Here is an 18,620-nt window from a genome sequence, read left to right as displayed (position 1 = left end):
AGGGAATAAAAAAAATCCGGAGATAACAGCGATCGGAAGGTTATTCTGTCATCGGAGTGTCCAGTGTAAACCTCTTAATTTAGCCTCTATATAAGCTACTCCATCATATCCTTTGCTTCGTGATTCATCTTTTTTCCTTTTAACAACGGTTCAAGTTCGTCTTGCACACTTTGCTCCCAGAGAGGTACATCGGTGCGGTAGGCCGCACGGCCGTTCAGGTGCCCCGCAACAGGCGCAGTGATGAAAACAAACAATATGCCGAGCAGTAGGCGAGCACTGATATAGTTGTCAAAATACCAAAAGAAGAAAAATGCACCGCTGAGTACACAAAACACGCCTAGTGTCATGCTTTTGGTGGCAGCGTGGGCTCTCAAATATACATCAGGCAGACGAAGAAGTCCGAAGGCACTGAGTGCACTAAGGAGGGCCCCAAGCAACACCAGTAACCCAATTCCCGTTTCAGCGGTGCCACTAACGATCTCCTTCATTTTTAAACACCGCCCCTCGTTCAATATAACGTGCAAATGCGACTGTGCTTAGAAAAGCCAGAATGCCGATCAGCAAAATGATGTCCAGATAAGCCTGTGTCTTCAGCATCATGGAGAGTACAGCTACGATGGCAATGACATTGATACCGATCGTATCAAGAGCCGTAATTCGGTCAGCCATGGACGGGCCGCGAAGAACACGATACAAACAGGCCAGAATCGCTAGAGATAGAATGAGCAGTGAGATAAACAGTAGTGAGGATAACATTAACGTGTCACCTCCATGATTGCTTTTTCAAACGTATTCTGAATATCGTTTCGCAGTTTCTCTTCATCTTTGATATCCAGTGCATGGATGAAAAGCTTACGCTGATTCCCCGAGATTTCAAGCGGCAGTGAACCTGGCGTCAATGAGATCAGCAGACACAGCAGTGTCACTTCCCAATCCGAAGATAACTGTGTGCGATAGGTGAAAATGCCTGGTCGAATGTCTAGTCGTGGTTTGATAATCTCTCGAATGACCTCAATGCTTGCTCGAACGAGTTCTTTGAACAGCAATCCGATCAATTTGAAGATAGCCCAGACTCGAACGATGTAGAAGCGTTGCGGGAAGAAACGTCGCATGCCTCCGATGAGGAGCAATCCAAGCATATATCCAATGAGAAAACCAACGCCATTCCAGGCATTATTCAAAAACATCCAGACAAAGGCAATGATGAGATTGAGTACAATTTGAAAGGCCATAGACATCTACTCCTTCAATACGGCATCAATATAAATGTTGGGATGTAGCAGAATATCACCTGCGCGAGACGTGAGCTGAAACATACCTTCAGCCCCCAGACCCATGACGATGATAAAAGCAAACAGAATTCCGGCAGGAATCAGCAGTCCGTTCACTGCATAGGGACGTCTTGCCATGCCTGCAGGAGGCTCACCCCAGAACGCCTGAATGAAAATGCGGAGTACCGAATACAGCATGAGTAGACTAGAGAGAACAGCAACACCAGTTAAACCGTATAATCCGGCTTCGAAGCCGCCCTCAAACAGCATCAATTTTCCCGGGAATCCACTGAACGGAGGCAGACCCGCAAGCGCAAGCGCACTGATGAAAAACATCCATCCCAGCACGGGATAACGTTGGATTAGTCCACCCATGTTATCAAGCCTGGAAGTTCCCGCAACAGCAATGAGAGCACCGCCGAGCAGGAAAAGCAGTGTTTTGATCAACATGTCATGCAGCATATAGAACAGTAATCCTTCCAGAGCACTACGGCTGGCAGCAGCCATACCAAACGCGACGAAACCTACGCCAGCGACGACATTATAGATCAAAATTTTGTTCACATCACGGTAGGAGATCGCTCCAATCACACCCAAAATCATTGTGGCACCAGCCATCCAGCCGATCAGAGCATTAAAGAAGTCTGGATCATGATAGAAGATCAACGTAAATGTCCGCACAATGGCATACAGGCCAACCTTGGTGAGCAAACCGGCGAATAACGCGGTAACGACGGCGGGCGGAGCTGCATAAGAGCCGGACAACCAGAAGAACAGGAACAAGCCCGCCTTAATGCTGAATACGATCAAGAAAAGAACTGCAATCAGTGTGACTACTCCGCTCTGTCCCACTTCAGCAATGCGTACCGACAAATCAGCCATATTCAGCGTACCGGTGATGGAATACAGAAAGCCGATCGAAGCGACAAATAAGGCAGAAGACACGATATTGATCAGTACATATTTAATCGTTTCACGCAGCTGTCTTTCCGTGCCTCCGAGTACAATGAGAGCGTAAGAAGAGATCAGCATCAATTCAAAGCTGACAAACAAATTGAACAGATCCCCGGTTAGAAACGATGCATTCACGCCCGCAATCAAAAAATGAAAGAACGGATAGAAGTGATGTTGCTCCCGCTCCTTGTTGATGCTTCGAAAAGCATAGAGCAGGCAAGCCAGCGCAATGATGGAAGCAGCAACAACCAGCAACGCTGCGACCATATCGGCAACAATTACGATTCCATAAGGTGCTTTCCAGCCACCCATATTGAGTGTCAATACGCCAGATTGGGCAACACGTGTGATGAGTATGGTTGAGACCGTTGCAGTGGCTAACAGACCAATCACGCTAAAGAAACGTTGTATATTGATTTTACGGAAGAACAACAGAGTGATCACGCCCGTGACCAGTGGAAGCAGGATAGGCAGAACCACAAGATTATTCATATGGACGCCCCCTTACTTCTTCCATGTCATCCGTTCTCAGCTTCAGATAAGAACGGTAAGAAAGGACAAAAAAGAAGGCTGTCAGACCAAAATTGATGACAATGGACGTTAAAATCAACGCTTGAGGGAGCGGATCAACGTATTTCTCCGCCATTTCTCCCAGTAGTGGAGGAGCCCCCGTCTTGAGACGTGACATCGTAATTAACAACAGGTGCACTCCATGTGTCAGAATCGACATGCCTAGTACGATACGGAGCAGGCTCCGTGACAAGATTAGAAAGACGGCAACCGCAAACAAAATGCCAACGGCCACACACATCAAAATTTCCATATCAACGATCCTCCCCGATCTGTAAAATGATAGTCATGGTGACGCCGAGCACAGCGAGGTATACGCCTAGGTCAAACAGCATGGCTGTAGCAAGCTCTGTCTCGCCCAGCAGGGGCAGTTCGAAATATCCGAATGTCTGACTGAGAAATGGGACACCGAACAGGAATGAACCTGCACCAGTAAGCAAAGCTATGGCTAAACCAATGGCTGTCAAACTTCGAAAATCGATGGGCAGCGCTTTGCGTATCGTATCCGTACTAAAGGCCAGAGCGATTAGTACGAGGGCTGCAGCTGTGACGAGTCCACCGATGAAACCACCGCCAGGATTATGATGCCCGGCAAAGAACAGATGCATGGAGAAGGTTAAAATGATAAACACAACCACTTTCGTTGTGGTTTGCAACAAAACATCATTACTTTGCAAAGGAACCGTGTCCCAGGACAATGTACTACGCTCGCGGTTTCCGTATTTTTTGGTGTTGTCCGCTTCATCGTCAAGCTCGGGTTCTTCGTCCTTTTTCTCCTCATTTTTACGGAATTTCAATCGGGCTCCAAGATCCTTCGCTTCGAGATTCAGGTTGATCATGGAGTAGATGGACAATGAGGCTACGCCAAGAACCATAATTTCAAGTAATGTATCATAACCGCGGAAATCCACCAGCAATACGTTTACGACATTTTTACCACCCGCGGAACTGTAAGCTTCCTGAAGAAAGAAAGCCGAGATGCTATCCAAGGATACTGTGCCGCTTGCAGCGAGTGCGACGAATGTCATCACAACGCCAACGGAAACAGCTACAATGGCATTCACCGTGAGATAGCGGGAGCTGGACTTGCCACGTTGTAACTCGGGCAGATGGTAGAAGCAGAGCAGGAACAATGCGACGGAGACCGTCTCTACAATCATCTGCGTCAGCGCAAGATCGGGTGCCCGGAACAAGACAAACAGCAGTGTAACCAGGTAGCCGACAGCTCCGGTCATAATGACAGCAGATAATCGGTTTTTCGCAAAAGGAATGGAAATGGCGGCTGCAATCAGCGTGACCAGCAACACGATTTCATAGAATGAGTAGGGTGCATTATCCTGCACATGCCAGGTAATATTTTCGCCAGACCGGAAGAAGGCGTAAACGAGTAGCGCAACGGTAAATGAGAAAATATAAACCAGATAATTGCGGACGGAGCCGTTCATATAAGCTTCTGTCCACTTCTGTGCATAGTGCTGTACATTGTCTAGAACAACATGATACATATTGTTAATCGTTAATCCCTGTGGATAATGCTCATAAATATTCCTCCATCGTGGCAGTAACTTGTATAACATGACCCCCAGCGCAATAACGCCGATAGTCATGAACAATTCGGGAGTCCAGCCATGCCATAAGGAGAAATGTACATCAAAGCGTTCATCCCCATTCAGAAGGGAAGGGAGAACGGCAGCCATTGCCGGTTCGATCAATGACCCGGACAGTAGATCCGGAAAGAGTCCAAAACCGATGACCAGCGCGCCTAGAACGATCGGTGGGATGAGCAAGCCGATAGGCGCTTCATGTAATTTCTCGACAGGTAACTCACTTCGGCTACGACCGAGGAATGTTTTGAACACAAAAATCAGGGCATAGATCAATGTGAAAACGCTGGCAAGCCACGCGATGACAGGTAGGAGAATACTCCAGGAGCCCATTCCAAAGATACGAAGATCTGTAATCTGTACCATCGCTTGAAAGAACAATTCCTTACTAAGGAATCCGTTAAAGGGCGGAATACCTGCCATAGCTAGTGAACCGATCAGCGCCAGGCTGAATGTGACAGGCATGAATGCTGCCAGTCCGCCAAGCTTGCGAATATCTCGTGTACCTGTTTCATGATCTACAATGCCGGCGACCATAAACAAAGCAGCTTTAAAGGTACCGTGGTTGAATAAATGAAGCAGTGCAGCAGTGATGGCTACGGTGTACATGGCAGAGGATTCACCATATCCGAAATAGAGAGCAGCAGATCCGATCCCGAAGAGGGACATAATCAGACCAAGTTGTGAAATGGTGGAATACGCAAGAATGGCCTTAAGATCGTTTTTCTTCACGGCTAAAAATGATCCGTAACCCAGTGTGAGCAGTCCGACGCCAGTTACAAGCCAGAACCAGAGTCCCTGTCCACCGAAGATGGGTGTGAAGCGGGCAACAACATACAGCCCGGCTTTGACCATGGTGGCGGAGTGCAGATATGCACTGACTGGAGTGGGAGCTTCCATGGCATCAGGCAGCCAGATGTGAAACGGGAATTGTGCCGATTTGGTGAACGCTCCAATTAGAATAAGAACTAGAGCCGGCAAGAACAGATTGCTGTCCTGAATATGCCCCCACTCGGTAATGGTAGCACGGATACTGAATGTACCTGTCATCAGGTACATCAACATGAATCCGGCAAGCATGGCGAATCCGCCAAAAACCGTAATCAGGAACGATTTTTGTGCACCGGATGTGGAAGCTTTACGCTTGTAGTGAAAGGCGATTAACAGAAATGACGTAATGCTGGTGAGTTCCCAAAACCCATAAAGCACGATCATATTATCTGATAATACGACGCCAAGCATAGCGCCCATAAACATTAACAAGTAGAGATAGAAACGGTTTAACGCTTCTGTTTTGCTCATATAAAAGATGGAATAAAAGACGACAAGCACGCCTATCCCGCTGATCAGCAACGTTAACAGTAGACTCAGTCCGTCCAAATATAGATTAAATCCGATGTCCAGGGACGGAATCCAGGGAATCTGTCCGGATACCGGGTGACGCTGGGACACGGCAGTAATCTGGCTTGCAAAATAAACAAATAACGATGCCGGTACGACGAGTACCAGCCATCCCAGATGAATTTTACTGAAAAGTCTGTGCATCAATGCGAGTAGGATGCCAGCTGCAAAAGGCAAAATAACAGCAATGTGAAGCAGGCTCAAATAATTACACCCCCAATGTTTTTCTCGTTATTCTCTCTCTGACATACAGGCGCAATCCTCTAAGGATATGCTTGCTCTCTTTATTCATAACCCAAGTTTGTATATACAGAATCGTGACTATTCTTTGAATGGAAGAAACTCGGTTGTGATTTCGGGTAAATTTTGTATGGGTGCATATATTAAAAATGCAAACTAAAATACCGATATAATTCAAAATAAGTGAGAGCTATTTCTTATCATTTTGCAGCGCAGAGCTGTGGATGATTGAGATTGTAAGAGCGGTTCACCGTATGTGCAGGAGGAATTATGTCATTTAAACTTAGAACGGTGCTCACCGTCATTTTCGCTGTGTTATCTCTGTTTGTTATCTTAACCATTGGATATGTTTTCAGCCAAAAATCATTTGATGCGGTGGAAACCGAAATTGGGCACTCTCTGGAAAGCACGGCTCTACAGACCGTGGACAAGCTGGATCGTTTCATGTACTCTCGTTCTGGTGAAATGAATCTTTTGGGCAACATGGCATCTATGAATGATGAATTTAATCACAAGGATATTCAAATGCTGTTGGATCAGCTGCAAAATAGTTTCCCCTCTTTTTCATGGGTTGGATTCATGGATCCAAAAGGAAAAGTGCTAGCCGCTACAGACGGAATACTTTTAGGCGAAGATTTATCGGAGCGGCCTGTGTACCAGGAAGGAATCAAGGGTAAATTTATTGGAGACGTACATAATGCGGTGCTGCTCGCCAAACTATTGCCTAATCCATCGGGAGAGCCATTGCAATTTGTGGATATCAGCTTCCCGCTTAAGGATAGTGATGGACAGATTCGTGGTGTATTAGCAGCACATCTCAGTTGGGCGTGGGCCAAAGAAGTCGAGGCTTCCGTACTCGTTCCCTTACAACGTGAGGAGAAGGATATTGAATTCTTTATCGTTAGCAAAAAAGAGCACACTGTGCTTCTCGGCCCCAAAGAGTGGGTAGGTAAACCACTTGCACTAGAAGAGATTGAAAATCATCGGAACAGTAAAAGCAGCTGGTCCACTGAAAAGTGGCCGGATGGCAAGGAATATGTTACCGGTTTAGCCTATAGCCAGGGATATAAAGATTATCCGGGACTGGGTTGGACCATTATCATCCGTCAGGGTAAATCGGCAGCTTTTTCCTCCGTTGTTGATCTGATGTGGTTTAACATCGGTGCGGGCATCGTTGTGATGCTTTTGTTTGCGCCGATTGGTTGGCTTCTCTCCAGACTCATCTCGGCTCCACTCGTTCGACTAACCCGTGTTGCAGATCGTCTTGGTGCAGGAGAGAATATTGACATCCCCGAGACCAAAGGGCTGAAGGAAATTGAGGCATTGTCACGGTCACTACGAAACATGGTTTCTTCGATCATGAACAAAGACTCAGAACTGGTTGTGATGCAGAATCTTGCAAACTATGATCAGCTGACCGGATTGAAGAACCGCACAGCCCTAGAGACGTATCTTGAGGAAACTCTGGAGACGGAGAGCGAGGACCATACATTGACGTTTCTCTATCTGGATCTGGACGGTTTCAAAAGTGTGAACGATTCGCTGGGACATCAGACGGGGGATGTTTTACTGCAAAAAGTTGCTCAGCGACTTACAGCCCTAAGTCATGAGGATGGTATAACGGTTCGGCTTGGCGGTGACGAATTCCTGATTGTACTTCGCTCAGCCTCGGATGATCCGCGGCAGGAAGCGATGGAGTATGCGCAAGATATTATTCAAACTCTGAACAAACCATTCATTATTGAGTATGAGCGAGTTCATATTGGATGCAGTATTGGAGGAGCGGAGTATCCGACAAATAGCAACAATCCGAGTGAGATTATTCGAATGGCAGACGAGGCACTTTACAGATCCAAACGTGCCGGCAAGAACAGAGTCACATTTTATTCGGAGTTGGAAAACGAGGGTTAGCATATAATAGTACTATGAAGTGGGGAGTCACTTGAGCATTAAGGCAGGTGTGCATGGACAGTGAGGTAATTGAGAAGGGAGGTGGGGCGCTTGTCTGGAAAATATGCAAACGTACCCTTTGGCTATGAGCCTGTTCAGCCTAGTCGCAAGGGCACGTTGATCTTCTACGACTCGTTTGAGAGCGTAACGAACGAACAGCTTGAGCGTGCAGCAACGATTATGAATGCAAGAGCTTTCAAGCAGCTAGTGCTTTACCCATTACATGAAAGCACGGTAAAAAGAATGAGCCGAGACGCGGTACAATCCTTTTACAAGAGAGAGGATCGTCTTCACGAATGGCGGCGTGATCACGCATCTGCACCAATCCGGGTAGAAGGACTAGAGGGGAAGCGCAAAAAGTATACCCCGATTGATACAGCCTTAAGGCATATTCAAGCGGAATACCCGTCACCTCTTTTTCTGTATATGACTTTAGAAATGGCTAATCAATGGGCATCCTTTGACTCCTTTACCGATTGGATCAAGGAACTTCGCCTCATTATTGACGGTCAGTCTGACGAGGTCCATCCAAGGCTGGAGCAATATCGCCATCGCTGGGAGTGGGCAACAGAATAAAGAAAGAAGCACAGTTCAAAAAAAGGCAGATTCGTATGAAAACAAAAAAAGTTGTGTGGTGATCCGTTTGACCGGGTGTGTACCACACAACTTTTTTCAATTTACTTTCTCATTAATCATCATGCTGGAACGAGTGAGGTTACGGTTTTATTTTTACCAGTACGTTTGGCAGCATATAGGCAAGCATCCACATCTTCAAACAACTTATCTTTACTCAAATCAAGGTTGTATCCTTTGAGGCCGATACTTACGGTGATGGAAGCACCCCCAAGTTCCAGATGGCCCATTAATGAAATTTTTTGCCGGATAAGCTCAACCAGATCATACGCTTGTTCAAAGGATTGTTCGAACATTAACAAAGCGAATTCTTCCCCGCCATACCGTGCAGCAATGTCACTAGCTGTGATGCTCTCCTGAATGATCAAGGACACCTTTTCCAAAATGATGTCGCCCACACGATGACCATACGTATCATTGATCACTTTAAAATCATCAATATCGATCAGCGCCAAATGCAGACTCATCCCGAGATTGGCGTACTCAAATGCCTTTTCATAATAATCTTTGAACGAGCTCTGATTATAAAGATTCGTTAACCCGTCTGTCTTAGACTGTTTGGCAATGATGGCATTTCTGACGATAAGTTCTTCCTTGGCGTTCATGCTTGTCTGCAAATCGTCCAGTACTTCGATGCCGGTAGTCACAATGATTTGTGCCACATAGGTGGCCAGGATCAGAAATATCGGAATGGAAACCATGTCAAAGGAGCTAAGATATGCACGATACACCGGGTCAAGTAGTAGGAGACCATATCCTGCCATTTGCAATGAAAAAATGAACCAAACGCGTTTGCTGTCATAAAACAACACAGAGGCAAAGATCGGTAAAAGACATATGGCTGGCATAATTCGAATGTCGTAATTGACATAAATAATGGTCCAGGCAATTACTGTACTGGTTATGGACATTGTAGTGAACGAACAGGAAGGAAATTTTCGATCCATATAACTGGTGAGCAAAATACAAAAAACAGCTAAAACTGTGGGCCAGAATAAAACGTTTACGATGAAATCCAGGGGGGCGCGATCATATTTCAAAAAAAGATAACAACCAATCTGAACTAAAAAATGTACAATAACAACGATCCAATAAGCATGAAGCATTTTACGTAACCATTTGGAATGCTTGATCTCATACTCTCTTGGAATATGGCTGCTATGTTCTGCTGAACTGTTCATAAATCACCGCTGACTGCATCAAAATGATACGACAGATTGCTCTCGTATAAGTAGATTATAAGATAGAATCGGCAAAACGCAAGGGATAAAATTTTAAACATGATAATAAACCTTACATAATAATCCAATGAATATCCAAACTTTCGGAAGTGGACATACAAATTCCCTGACTTTGCATCATAGACTGATAACAGGCTCTGTTGCAGAAATCCCATTTTCCGCTGAAGGGGAGGTGAAATCCATTCCTCTTGTCGTTCGTTCAACTGTCAACGCTACAGGTGCAATTACGTTCACGGGCAATACACTTGGACTAAGCCGTTCTGACACGGCAGGAGTGCCAGGGACGCAAGACAGTATCGGAGGATTTACAACGATTAATACGGCTTCCACTTATGGAACGTACCCGGCAGGTACAACCAGTCTGTACCAAAGCAACAGTTCAGCAGCGATTCTGGTTCTGCCTGCGGGAAGTACTGTTCTTTATGCGGAGTTGATCTGGGGCGGAAGTTATATTAACGGAACGGTTAACCTCAGCTCAGCCATCAATAACCCGGTTACGTTTACCACCCCTGCGGGCACATCCAGTGTTACGCCTGATCCGGCCACATACAATCAGTTTGACCTTGGCAATAACGCAGCGGGGTATGTCCGATCGGCTAACGTGACCACCCTTGTACAAAATGGGGGAGCAGGTACATATGTCACCGGGGGAGTCGTAGGAACGATTGTGATCACCAATGATGCTACAGCGAATCATGCAGGCTGGACGCTGGGCGTTATTTATCAAAATGGAAATCTCCCTTTTCGTAACATGTCTTTACGTGCGGGAGGAGTACTGGTTCAATCTACTTCGGCGCCGGTTGTTACGACGCTTACAGGCTTTGCAACCCCCATTTCAGGAGCTTTGGGGGGCAGAGCGCTGTTCAGTGCGCAGGAGGGGGATGCGAACCGCACAGGAGATCAGGCGTTATTTGGAGCGACATCCGCAACTTCAGTTGCATTGTCCGGGCCCAACAATCTAGCGGCCAATTTTTTTGCGTCACAGATTAATGGAGATACGGGTGCCCTGAATACGACAGGTACCTTTGGAACTCGCAACCAGATCAATGGAGCACCCGGAACCAATATTGTCGGGGGACGTCAGGGCTGGGATATTACCAATGTGGATGTGTCAGCAAGGCTGATCAACAATCAGTCTTCAGCCGTCTTGACACTTACCACATCTGGCGATGCGTACATCGTGAATGGTAACGCCATTCAGGTCGATATTAACGCACCACGGATTACGGTCGCGAAGTCATTTACAGCAACGGGCGCAGTTGCCGGAGATACCGTCACGTATACAGCCACCATTACGAATGGTGGCTCGGCTAGTGCAGCCAGTGTGGTTCTGTCGGATACGTTGCCTGCCGGTTTAACTTTTGTACCTGGAAGCATTACGGTAGGGGGTGTCTCAAGGCCAACACTGGATGTGACATCAGGTATACCTTTAGGCTCTTTGGCGCTCAATAGCAGTGTTGTCGTTACTTACCGAGCTCAGATTACAAACGATACAAGCACTTTACAACTCGTCAATTCCGCAAATGCCGCATTTACTTTTCAGAGTGTTGCTGGTGGTCCGGTGATTAGTGGGGTTATTCCTTCCAATAATTCAACGCTTCCTGTATATTCACCGAATCTCTCTATCGTAAAATCAGCAAATACCACGAATGCAACGGTAGGGGATCAGGTAACCTATACGCTTCAGGTGACGAATGGAGGAAATGTAGGAGCAAGTGTGACGATTGCTGACAATATTCCAGCTGGCAGTTCCTATGTAGCTGGTAGTTTCCGTGTCAATGGAACGGTGGTGGCAGGAGCCAATCCTGCTGCGGGTGTCAATTTGGGTACACTGGCTGCAGGGAGCGTGACAACCATTACGTTTCAAGTGCTGGTGACCAACCTGCCAACACCGCCCACATTGGTTGATCAGGCGACTGCTTCGTATTCGTTTAACTCACCAGACGGAAGAACCATCACGGGTTCAGCGGCATCAAACACACTAACCATCCCGGTAACCTTGCCGAATGTGACGGTTCTCAAAACAGCAACGGTTACGGATGTTGCTGTCGGAGAGACCTTCACGTATTCAGTGGTCACGACCAACGGGGGCATACAGCCGATCACGAATGCAATATTGTCAGATAGTCTTCCAACAGGGCTGAACTTTGTCCCTGGAAGTGTCACGGTTCGGGGTACAAGTGTGCCGTCAGCTAACCCCGCCAGCGGAATCGCTCTGGGAACATTAAATGCAGCGACCTCCGCAACGGTGACTTTTCAAGTAAGTGTGCAGTCCGTACCAACAGGAGGATCACTTCTTAACCGGGCCTCTGTGTCTTACAGTTCAGGAGCATTTACAGGCATTTCAAATTCCAACTCAATAACCACACCCGTGTATCAGCCTGTGATTAACATTGTGAAATCGGCAAGTCAGACCAATGCAACACAGGGAGATCAGCTTGCTTATACACTCGTTGTCAGCAATACAGGGAATATTGCGGCTCAAGTCAATGTGACAGATACGATCCCGGCTGGCCTTACATTTGTGCCGGATTCAGTAACGGTTAACGGCACAGCTAGACCAGGAACAAGTCCACTGACGGGGATTGCACTGGGAAGTATTTTGCCTGGAGGAAGCGCAACTGTAATATTCCGAGCAACATTAACTACTATTCCTTCTCCACCTGTATTAGAAAATCAGGGGTTCTCCACTTACACCTATCAGCTTCCAAGTGGCCGAAATTTATCTGGCAGCTCCAGTTCCAATATCGTCCGTATTCCTGCTTCAGCACCTAATATTAGCTTGTCGAAAACAGTAAACACAACAGATGGCACAGTTGGAGATGCTCTCACATATAGGGTTGTCATCACAAACGCTGGTGGGGGTGCTGTACAAAATCTGGTGCTCTCCGACATACCTTCAGCCGGCTCCGAATTCATAGCGGGAACGGTTACAGTGAACGGGGTGGTGCAAAGTAATGCTAGTCCTGTCGCAGGTATCGCCTTGGGGACTTTGAGTAATACCGCTAGTATCACAGTGACGTATCAGACTAGAATTACTGCTATTCCCTCATCAGGTGTCGTGAGTAACAGGGCAAGTGCCGCCTTTACTTCAGGCAGCTTTAATGGTGTGTCTTCATCAGTAACCGTGAACACCCCCGTCTATCAACCGGTCATTCAAGTGCTGAAGTCAGCAAGTACGTCAAGTCTGACGGTGGGAGACACATTCAACTACAATGTTCAAATTACCAATACCGGCAATATTCCTGCAGTCGTTACCCTGACCGATCCTGTTCCTGCTGGGGCCATATTTGTGACAAACAGTGTTTTGATTAATGGAAACCCGGCTCCAGGTGTGAGTCCGAATACAGGAATCAGTCTGGGAACACTGGCTGCCGGAGCGTCCGTGACGCTGTCTTTTCTGTCAACCGTCACAAGTCTGCCTGATCCAAGACAGTTAATTAACCAGGCAGTTGCCTCATACAACTATACACTGCCGAGCGGAAGAGTTATTGCAGGCTTTGTTCCATCCAACACGGTTACGATCCCGGTGTCCTTGCCGAACGTCAGCATTGTTAAAACGGATAATGCTGATTATGCGGTGTCTGGAGATGTGATCCGTTATACTTCTGTGATTCGAAATAATGGAACCACCGCTGTGAATAACGTCATTTTTATCGATCCGCTGCCTTCGAACACCCCATTTATATCCGGAAGTGTCCTGGTGAACGGCGTTGCTTCACCGCTCTCCAATCCGACCGCCGGCATCCCAATCGGTACTTTGGCCCCGGGAGCTGAAGTTACCGTAACTTTTGAGGTGAGGATAACTATGCCGATCCCTTCCCAGATTAACAATCAGTCGACGGTCAGCTTTACTTCCGGCTCTTTCTCGGGTTCATCATCTTCCAATACAACACAGACCCCTGTCATACAGCCGCAAATTGCACTAGTCAAAACGGCAAACACCATCAATGCAACCGTGGGAGATACTGTTGTTTATACGATAACGGTGAGCAATACCGGAAATCTGCAAGCCAATGTTACCGTAACGGATACGATCCCGGCAGCGACAACCCTTGTGCCTAATAGTGTTGTTGTCTCGGGTGTACCACAGCCTGGAGTTACGCCAGGTGCTGGCATTCCGGTAGGCATTGTAGCGGCAGGGGCAACAGCCATTGTAACGTTTGCGGTTGTTGTGGATTCTTTGCCATCTCCGCAACAACTTAGCAATTTTGCTTCATCGACGTTTACATTTACGCCGCCTGACGGGCGAACGTTGACAGGAACAGCAACGTCCAACACACTTACCTTTCCTGTTTCATCGCCTAACGTAAGTGTAGTTAAAAGCACGGTATCTACAGCTGCAACCGTAGGTGACACTATTGTTTATTCCGTATTGGTGACTAATAGCGGTATTGCGCCTGTGAACAGTGTGCAGTTCTCAGACCCGATTCCGTCAGGGGCTTCATTTGTTCCAGGCACTGTAACGATAAATGGTGTGGCACAACCCGCAGCAAGTCCGTCAGGAGGAATACCGCTAGGTACCCTTGCACCAGGCGGAACGGCAACCGTTACATTTAGCGTCATTGTTAACGGAATTCCTACGAATAATCAGTTGAGTAATCGGTCAACGGTTACGTTCACTTCCGGAACATTCTCGGGTACAACGTTCTCGAATACCGTCTTAACTCCGGTATTCCAGCCCGTATTAGTCGCTCAGAAAACAGCCAGTACTCAGAATGCCACCGTAGGTGATACAGTCAGTTATACGATTAGTGTGAATAATCAGGGGAATTATGGAGCGCAGATTAACCTGACCGATAATTTGCCAGCAGGCACAGTGCTTGTGCCGAACAGTGTTATCGTCAATGGTCAGCCACTGCCAGCTGCCAGTCCGACAACGGGTATTCCTGCCGGGACGGTTGCAGCCGGAGCGACAACGACGATTACTTTTTCGGTTGTCATAGACACACTTCCAAGCCCGCAACAACTTGTGAATCAGGCTTCGGTTGCTTTATCGTTCACCTTGCCAGATGGGAGAACTATCAACAGATCCGTGCTCTCTAATGTACTGACAATCCCGGTGTCGGCTCCTGACGTAAATGTTGTTAAATCTACCACGTCCACAGCCGCTTCTGTGGGTGATATCGTAACCTACAGCATTGCAGTGACCAACAATGGAATCGCCAATGTCAGCAATGTCATATTTACCGATGCTTTGCCTGCAAGTACAGTACTCGCGCCTAGCGGTGTCTTTGTGGATGGAGTGCTTCGTCCTAATGCAAATCCTTCCACAGGCATTACTTTGGGTTCCATTGCACCTGGAGCTACCGTAACCGTTGTATTTAGTGTAAGTGTGACGAGTCTGCCTTCACCAGCAGTATTGAACAATCAATCAACGGTAAGTTTTACCTCAGGAGCATTCTCTGCGACTACGTTCTCCAACACGGTATCAACCCCGGTATACCAGCCTATTTTGGCTGCAGTCAAAACAGGGGATCAAGCTATTGCCACGGTGGGGGATACGGTAATCTATAGCATTGCTGTCACAAATACCGGAAACTATGGTGCTTCTGTGACACTGACGGATACCATTCCTGCCGGTACAGAGTTTGTGCCGAACAGTGTCGTAATTAATGGGGCATCGGCGCCTGGCGCTGACCCTGCTTCTGGAATTTCACTTGGTGTGGTATCCACCACGACCATCGTTACTTTTTCAATCGTCATCACAACGCTACCCGTAAGCCAGTCCATTACAAATCAGGCGTCAGCAACCTTTACGTACACGTTACCGGATGGCAGAACACTTGGGGGAAGCATTACTTCGAACGCCCTGATTATTCAGGTCTCTGCACCGAATGTCACTGTAGTGAAAACAACAACTTCTACAGATGCCGTCGTAGGCGACACCATTGTTTATGAGATGGTTGTGACCAACAGTGGTATAGACCCAGTCAATAATATCGTCCTGACAGACCCGATTGATCCGGCGACCACTTTTGTTGCGGGAAGTGTACTGGTTAACGGCATACCTCGGGCTTTGGCAAACCCGGCACTTGGTATTGCACTCGGTACGCTGGCTCCTGGAGAGTCGGTTGCGGTATCCTACGCGGTCCGTGTTAACTCACTTCCGACACCGCCGCAAGTCAGCAGCCAGTCTTCCGTAAGTTTTACATCAGGTGTGTTCTCCGGAGCAGCTTATTCCAATACGATTGTTACTCCAATCTATCAGCCTATTATTGCCGTTTCCAAAACAGCAAGCACATCAAACGCTACGGTTGGTGACGACATCGTGTATTCATTTACAATTAACAACAGCGGTAACCTTGTCGCCAATCTTACATTAACAGATAACATTCCAACCGGTGCGGTGCTTCTCCCGAACAGCGTTCTGATCGATGGTGTTCCGCAGCCGGGGGCTAATCCCGAAACGGGTATCGTCGTAGGCAACATCCCCCCTGGTGGCTCTGTAAATGTTACGGTCACCCTAGGCGTAACAGTCGATTCGTTGCCTCAAAATCAGCAACTCCGCAACCAAGCAGTCGCAAACTATACGTTTAGTCCGCCAGACGGTCGCGTCCTATCGGGAACGGTATCATCCAATGTACTTATCATTCCTGTATCAGCTCCAAATGTAGTTGTTGCCAAGAGCACTAGTGCGATTGATGCTGTCGTTGGTGATGTAATCACGTATACGGTAGTTGTGACCAATAGTGGCATCGAAACGGTGAACAACGTGGTCATGGTCGACCCGGTACCTGTCGGTACTGTATTTGTACCGGGGAGCGTTGTCGTGAACGGTGTGGCGAGACCGACAGGTAATCCGAATACGGGTATAACTTTAGGTTCCATTGCTGCTGGAGCTTCTACTACAGTTACATTCAATGTAGAGGTTGTGGTGATATGAGCGAAATTCCAGGTACGTTGTCCCACTGGTTAAAGAATCAGTCCCTGGTTCGATTCAGCTCGGGTACGACTGAACTGGAACAGGTGGCTTATTCCAACACCGTTGTGACACCATGGATCGGCCCCAGGCTTAAGGTAAGCAAACAATGCAATGTAACGACAGCAGCCTTGGGCCAATCTCTGACTTATCAGATTGAGATTGTAAACACGGGAAACCGCACAGCAATTGTCCGTGTGGTAGACCCGCTCTCTCAGGAAACTTCGCTTCTGCCGAACAGCGTGCTGAGGAATGGCATCCCGTTGCCAGGAGTCTCTCCCGCGCAGGGATTACCTCCGGCAGAAATAGCGCCTGGTGCAGTGCTGACCTATCATTTTCAAGTCGTTATTGTGCGAGTGCCTGAGAATCTCACGCTATTGAACCAGGCGGAAGTGAAATATGAGTTTGTCACAACAGACAGCAGAACGGTTAACGGGACGGAAAAGTCCAACGTTGTTGAAGTTCGTATCGAAACATCGCGGCTCGAAGTAAGTTTGCAAGTGGACCGAAGCAACACGTTTGCTGGAGATATCTTGATGTATACGGTGCTGGTGAGCAATCCGGGGTTTGCCGCGGTGACAGATGCCGTATTAACAGTGAGGTTACCCCAAGGTGCCATCTTTATCCCGGCAAGTGTGACGATTAACGATATGTTCGCACCACAAGTCACACCGGATGCCGGAATTGATCTTGGTGATATTGGGCCAGGAAGTGTGGTTCGAGTGCAGTATCGAGTACAGGTAACTGTAACCCAGGTGACAGGTTCGCAAGCGCCGGATCAATTATCAAGTGAAGCTGTCCTAAAATACATTACTAAGGGGAAACAAGAAGTTGTATATTCCAATGTGGTCACACTGATTATTGTTGAACCTCAAATTTCTGTTGTCAAAACGGTCTCACCTGTAATAACGACACCAGGAGATACGGCGCAATATCATATCACCGTGTCCAACCAAAGCAATTATGCGGTGGATGCCAAACTACAGGATGTTTTGCCTGCGGCGCTAGTCTTTGTTGAAGGTAGTCTCAGCTGGAACGGAGTCAAACGTCCAGGTTCGAACCCCAATACAGGGATAAACCTGGGCACATTAACGGCCCGCTCCGAGCTACATATTCAATTTGAGGCTCAGGTGGAAAACAAAGTGGCTGGGGCAGTGATTTCCACGCAACACAGTTATGTGAATCGCGCCGTATTACTATACACATTCCGCTTGCCGGATTCTCGTACAGTTCAACGCAGACTTATCTCAAATGAAGCTGTTCTGGAGGTCAGATTGCCTGTTATTCAGGTTCATGTGGAGGTAATTCCCCCTATTGTTGAGCAGGGAGGCACGGTCACTTTCAACGTAAGTGTCAGTAATACGGGTTCGTTGCCTGCACGCGTGCAGTTGGGCAATATTCTGCCTCAGGGAGCTAAATGGGTGGGGCAGGAGAGTGGTCCGATGCAGTTAAATGTCCCCGAATATTCGACTCCAAGGTATCTTCACATTGGTGAGCTCGGCGCAGGATCGGTAAAAGAATTTGCTTATCTTGTTCAACTTGCTCCTGAGCAAACGGGTATTCTGCAAGGGACCTTGACGGCCCTCTACACGTATGAGTGGAATGCACAACGACGCTCAGGAGAGACTAGATCGAACGAATATACCATACTGGTTGAAGCTCAGGATGAGTAAGAGATGATGGGAAGTGAATACAAGTTGAATATATACGAAGGAACTTACCGAAAAAAAGGTGTCATGACATTACACAAACGTAAATGAATGGTATACTAATTGAATATGCACTCGGCAAGCAACCGTGGAATCGGGACGTCGTAGTAGAGGAGGTAGCTGTT

The 18,620-nt window shown here is 47.4% G+C and carries 11 protein-coding genes; 4 read left to right on the top strand and 7 right to left on the bottom strand.

Annotated features, from left to right (window positions below; all coding sequences use genetic code 11):
• Positions 1-95: 95 nt before the first annotated feature.
• The 6 genes from mnhG to J2T16_RS05245 are packed head-to-tail and all read right to left on the bottom strand — an operon-like array spanning position 96 to position 6,004.
• Positions 96-488 (bottom strand): monovalent cation/H(+) antiporter subunit G, encoded by a 393-nt coding sequence (gene mnhG, locus J2T16_RS05270; RefSeq protein WP_145330250.1) that lies wholly within the window; start codon positions 486-488, stop codon positions 96-98.
• Positions 472-756, bottom strand: coding sequence for a Na(+)/H(+) antiporter subunit F1 (locus J2T16_RS05265; protein WP_090920611.1), 285 nt, complete (start codon positions 754-756; stop codon positions 472-474). Before J2T16_RS05265 ends, mnhG begins: the two co-directional genes overlap by 17 nt.
• Positions 756-1,232: a Na+/H+ antiporter subunit E gene (locus J2T16_RS05260; RefSeq protein WP_090920607.1), complete on the bottom strand. Its 477-nt coding sequence runs from the start codon at positions 1,230-1,232 to the stop codon at positions 756-758. The genes J2T16_RS05265 and J2T16_RS05260 overlap by 1 nt, the downstream gene beginning before the upstream one ends.
• 6 nt (positions 1,233-1,238) lie before the next feature.
• The gene (locus tag J2T16_RS05255) at positions 1,239-2,717 is read right to left on the bottom strand and encodes a Na+/H+ antiporter subunit D (RefSeq protein WP_499017913.1); all 1,479 of its coding nucleotides are present in this window, start codon (positions 2,715-2,717) and stop codon (positions 1,239-1,241) included.
• The gene (locus J2T16_RS05250) at positions 2,710-3,048 is read right to left on the bottom strand and encodes a Na(+)/H(+) antiporter subunit C (RefSeq protein ID WP_090920602.1); all 339 of its coding nucleotides are present in this window, start codon (positions 3,046-3,048) and stop codon (positions 2,710-2,712) included. Before J2T16_RS05250 ends, J2T16_RS05255 begins: the two co-directional genes overlap by 8 nt.
• 1 nt (position 3,049) lies before the next feature.
• Positions 3,050-6,004 (bottom strand): Na+/H+ antiporter subunit A, encoded by a 2,955-nt coding sequence (locus tag J2T16_RS05245; protein ID WP_499017911.1) that lies wholly within the window; start codon positions 6,002-6,004, stop codon positions 3,050-3,052.
• A 306-nt stretch (positions 6,005-6,310) separates the two neighbouring features.
• Between J2T16_RS05245 and J2T16_RS05240 the strand changes: the two genes are divergently transcribed.
• Both J2T16_RS05240 and J2T16_RS05235 read left to right on the top strand, forming a co-directional pair.
• Positions 6,311-7,951 carry a diguanylate cyclase domain-containing protein gene (locus J2T16_RS05240; RefSeq protein WP_154958774.1) on the top strand — a complete coding sequence of 547 codons (1,641 nt, stop codon included), beginning with the start codon at positions 6,311-6,313 and terminating at the stop codon, positions 7,949-7,951.
• 90 nt (positions 7,952-8,041) lie between these two features.
• On the top strand, positions 8,042-8,566 hold the full coding sequence (locus J2T16_RS05235) for a hypothetical protein (protein WP_154958773.1): 525 nt from the start codon (positions 8,042-8,044) through the stop codon (positions 8,564-8,566).
• A gap of 119 nt (positions 8,567-8,685) precedes the next feature.
• Here J2T16_RS05235 and J2T16_RS05230 read toward each other — a convergent pair whose 3' ends face one another.
• Entirely contained in the window at positions 8,686-9,534 is an 849-nt protein-coding gene (locus J2T16_RS05230) for a GGDEF domain-containing protein (RefSeq protein WP_336122551.1), read from the bottom strand.
• A gap of 502 nt (positions 9,535-10,036) precedes the next feature.
• Here J2T16_RS05230 and J2T16_RS05225 point away from each other — a divergent pair.
• Both J2T16_RS05225 and J2T16_RS05220 read left to right on the top strand, forming a co-directional pair.
• Positions 10,037-16,750: a CLIPPER-2 domain-containing protein gene (locus J2T16_RS05225; protein WP_339838496.1), complete on the top strand. Its 6,714-nt coding sequence runs from the start codon at positions 10,037-10,039 to the stop codon at positions 16,748-16,750.
• Positions 16,747-18,459, top strand: coding sequence for a hypothetical protein (locus J2T16_RS05220; protein WP_499017910.1), 1,713 nt, complete (start codon positions 16,747-16,749; stop codon positions 18,457-18,459). The genes J2T16_RS05225 and J2T16_RS05220 overlap by 4 nt, the downstream gene beginning before the upstream one ends.
• Positions 18,460-18,620: the final 161 nt, after the last annotated feature.

It is taken from the genome of Paenibacillus intestini, from assembly GCF_030803945.1.
Lineage (GTDB): Bacteria > Bacillota > Bacilli > Paenibacillales > Paenibacillaceae > Paenibacillus > Paenibacillus polysaccharolyticus.
This window is presented reverse-complemented; position numbering and strand designations above follow the sequence as displayed.